A 3347-nucleotide genomic window follows, 5' to 3' on the forward strand; every position below is an offset into this window, starting at 1 on the left:
AAACCATAAATTTATATAATTTTAGCAGTTTAATTTAAAATAGGTTTGAGTATATAATACAAAAAATCTTTTGAATTGAGACTTTAAGTATTTTTAGGAAAATATTAAAAGAAGCTGCTTTTTAAAACAGCCTCTCATTAAGTTTTTAGAAAATAAAAATTTTTTTATATTTTAGGTTATAGTTATTTTCTCAAACCTTCAACAACTTTACCAGTTTCTTCGTTGTACCAAACTTCGTTTGTTAATGGTTCTTCTTTTACGTAAGATAAAATATTGTTAAATGTTGCTTCGGCAATATTATCTAATGCTTCTTTTGTTAAGAATGCCTGGTGAGAAGTCAAAACAACGTTGTTAAATGATAATAATCTAGCTAGTAAATCATCTTCCAGTACGCTTGCTGATTCATCTTCGAAGAAATAGCTGCTTTCATTTTCATAAACATCAAGTCCTGCTCCGCCGATTTTTTTGTCTTTTAATCCTTCAACGAGAGCCTCAGTATCAATTAATCCACCTCTGGCGGCATTGATGATGATAACCCCGTCTTTCATTTTAGCAATAGTTTCTTTGTTAATTATGTGTCTTGTTTCAGGGAATAATGGACAATGTAATGAAATTACATCAGAATTTGCAAATATTTCATCTAATGTTACATAAGTGAAGTTTTCTTCTTTTGCGGCTTGTTCATTAGGAAATTTATCATAACCAATAACTTTCATTCCTAGTCCATTTAAAATTTTTATAAAAATTCTTGCGATTCTACCAGTTCCTATAATTCCAGCAGTTTTTCCGTTCAAATCCATTCCAGTTAATCCTGCTAAACTAAAGTTACCTTCCCTTGTTCTATTATAGGCTTTGTGAGTTTTTCTGTTTACTGACATAAGAAGAGCTAGTGAATGTTCAGCTACAGCAAATGGTGAGTAGGCAGGTACTCTTAAAACAGTAATTCTGTTTTCACGGGCAGCCTTTAAGTCGATATTGTTATAACCAGCACATCTTGCGGCAATAACTCTTACACCATTTTTTGAAAGTATATTTAATACTTTTGCATTTAAGTCATCATTTACGAAAGTACAGACAACATCTTGGTATTTCGTAAGCATCACATTTTTTAAGCTTAATTTTTCTTCAAAATATGTAATATCCGCCCCAAATTTTTCATTCCATTTGTCAAAAAATTCAATGTCATAAGGTTTCGCATCGAAAACTACGATTTTCATTTTTACATTCCTCCTAAAATTTATAATCTTTTTATCTTATTAAATTTATTATAGCAAAAAAAAATAGGCTAAGTCAAATGATTTTACAAGATTTTTATTATTTATTTGAAATTTTTGATTCTTTGTTATTGTAATAAATGAAATGAAAAAAATTATATAAATATATAAAAAACGATAGCAAATTTGGGAAAAATATGATATAAGTATATTTGAGGAAGAAATCTAAACAAATTAAAAACTAAAAGAGAGGATTGATTTGATGAACGGAGTAGCAGTTAGTGCAATCAACTATCAGCAGATGGCGTTTGGATTCCTGGGTGGACTGGGACTATTCCTATTTTGTATAAAATATATGGGGGATGGTCTTCAAATGGCAGCTGGAGATAGACTTAGATATATTTTGGATAAATATACCACATCACCATTTTTAGGAGTTCTAGTTGGAATTCTAGTAACAGCTTTGATACAATCAAGTTCAGGAACAACAGTTATTACAATAGGGCTGGTTGGAGCAGGGCTACTGACTTTAAGGCAGGCTATTGGAATTGTTATGGGAGCCAATATTGGTACAACAATTACGACTTTCATAATTGGGTTTAATATAACGCATTATGCTTTGCCGATACTGTTTTTAGGAGCAGCATGTCTATTTTTTGTAAAACATAATTTCATAAATAATTTGGGTAGAATTTTATTTGGTTTTGGAGGAATATTTTTTGCATTGACATTAATGTCGAGTGCAATGGAGCCACTTAAACATTTACCGGCATTTACAGAATTAACAATAAAATTAAGTAATAGTCCAGTTTTAGGAGTATTTATTGGAACAATGATTACAGTGCTGGTTCAGGCTTCAAGTGCTACAATTAGTATTTTACAAAATGTATATCAGGAAAATCTTATAACATTAAAAGCTGCATTGCCTGTACTTTTTGGAGATAATATAGGAACAACAATAACAGCGATAATTGCAGTAATAGGAGCAAATACCTCAGCAAAAAGGCTTGCTTTGTCACATACAATGTTTAATGTTATAGGAACAATAATTTTTATGATTTTATTGTCGCCGTTTACAATGTTTGTACAAAAAATGGCAGAGATTCTGCATTTGAATCCAAAAGTGACAATAGCATTTGCACACGGATCATTTAATGTTATGACAACAATTTTATTATTTCCATTTATTAGAGTTTTGGAATATGTTGTTGTAAAATTGATTAGGGAAAAAGATGAAGATCAAGTTGAACATAAACCAAAATATTTAGATTCAGCATTGATTTACACGCCTTCAATTGCATTAGGACAGGTAAAACAGGAAATGCTTTCAATGATTTCAATAGCATTAAAGAGCTTAGGAAGAGCAGTTGAATTTTTCCATGAAAGAAATGAAAAATTAGCGGAAAAAGTTGAGAAAAGAGAAGAAGCAATAAATAATATTGATCAGGAAATTACAAAATATTTAACTTCATTGTCACAAGAACATATAACTGAAAAAGATGGAGAGGAAATCAGCATGTATCTTGATATGTGCCGTGATGTAGAACGTATAGGAGATCATGCGATTGGAATTGTACGAGATGTACGGTATGAAATTAAGAAAAAATTAGTATTTACTGAAACAGCTCATGAAGAAGTGCAAAAATTATACTTAATTTCAAAACAAATCATTGAAACCGCTGAAGAAGCTCTTAAAAACAATGATTCAGAAAAAGCTTTTGCAGTAGTAGATTTACACAACAAACTTTACGCAAAGGAGAAGGAAGTAAGAAAAGCACATATAAGCCGTGTAAGCAAACAAGAATGTGACATAAAATCAGGGCTTTATTATATAGATGTTGTATCTCACTTTACAAGAATCGGAGATCATGCTAGAAACTTGGTTGAAAAAATGATTGAAAGTAGAGGATAAAAATATAAATTTTAAAAATGGGTATTAACTTAATATACCCATTTTTTGATATTGATAAGAATATGGTAATTTTATTTTGGCTATATCTGTCTTTAATCCATCATTTTTATGTTATTTTTATTTTAATATCTAAGAGAATGCCATTTCTCATTTAAAAAGCAAAAATTATATTTTATACTCGAACCCATTTAAAATTGAACTGATAGAAATTATATAATTTA

At 29.8% G+C, this 3347-nt stretch carries 2 protein-coding genes; one reads left to right on the forward strand and one right to left on the reverse strand.

The features are described from left to right. Nucleotides 1-182 precede the first annotated feature (182 nt). Nucleotides 183-1217 carry a 2-hydroxyacid dehydrogenase gene (locus tag Q0370_RS05990; protein WP_299573396.1) on the reverse strand — a complete coding sequence of 345 codons (1035 nt, stop codon included), beginning with the start codon at nucleotides 1215-1217 and terminating at the stop codon, nucleotides 183-185. Between the two features lie 259 nt (nucleotides 1218-1476). Here Q0370_RS05990 and Q0370_RS05995 point away from each other — a divergent pair, with 259 nt between their 5' ends. Further along, entirely contained in the window at nucleotides 1477-3126 is a 1650-nt protein-coding gene (locus tag Q0370_RS05995) for a Na/Pi cotransporter family protein (protein ID WP_147005328.1), read from the forward strand. Nucleotides 3127-3347: the final 221 nt, after the last annotated feature.

The sequence above is a fragment of the uncultured Leptotrichia sp. genome (assembly GCF_938036635.1).
Taxonomy (GTDB): domain Bacteria; phylum Fusobacteriota; class Fusobacteriia; order Fusobacteriales; family Leptotrichiaceae; genus Leptotrichia; species Leptotrichia hongkongensis.

Excerpts from the sequence above, each read along its gene's own strand:
- Q0370_RS05990 (WP_299573396.1), bottom strand. The coding sequence starts at position 1,217 with ATGAAAATCGTAGTTTTCGATGCGAAACCTTATGACATTGAATTTTTT.
- Q0370_RS05995 (WP_147005328.1), top strand. The coding sequence starts at position 1,477 with ATGAACGGAGTAGCAGTTAGTGCAATCAACTATCAGCAGATGGCGTTT.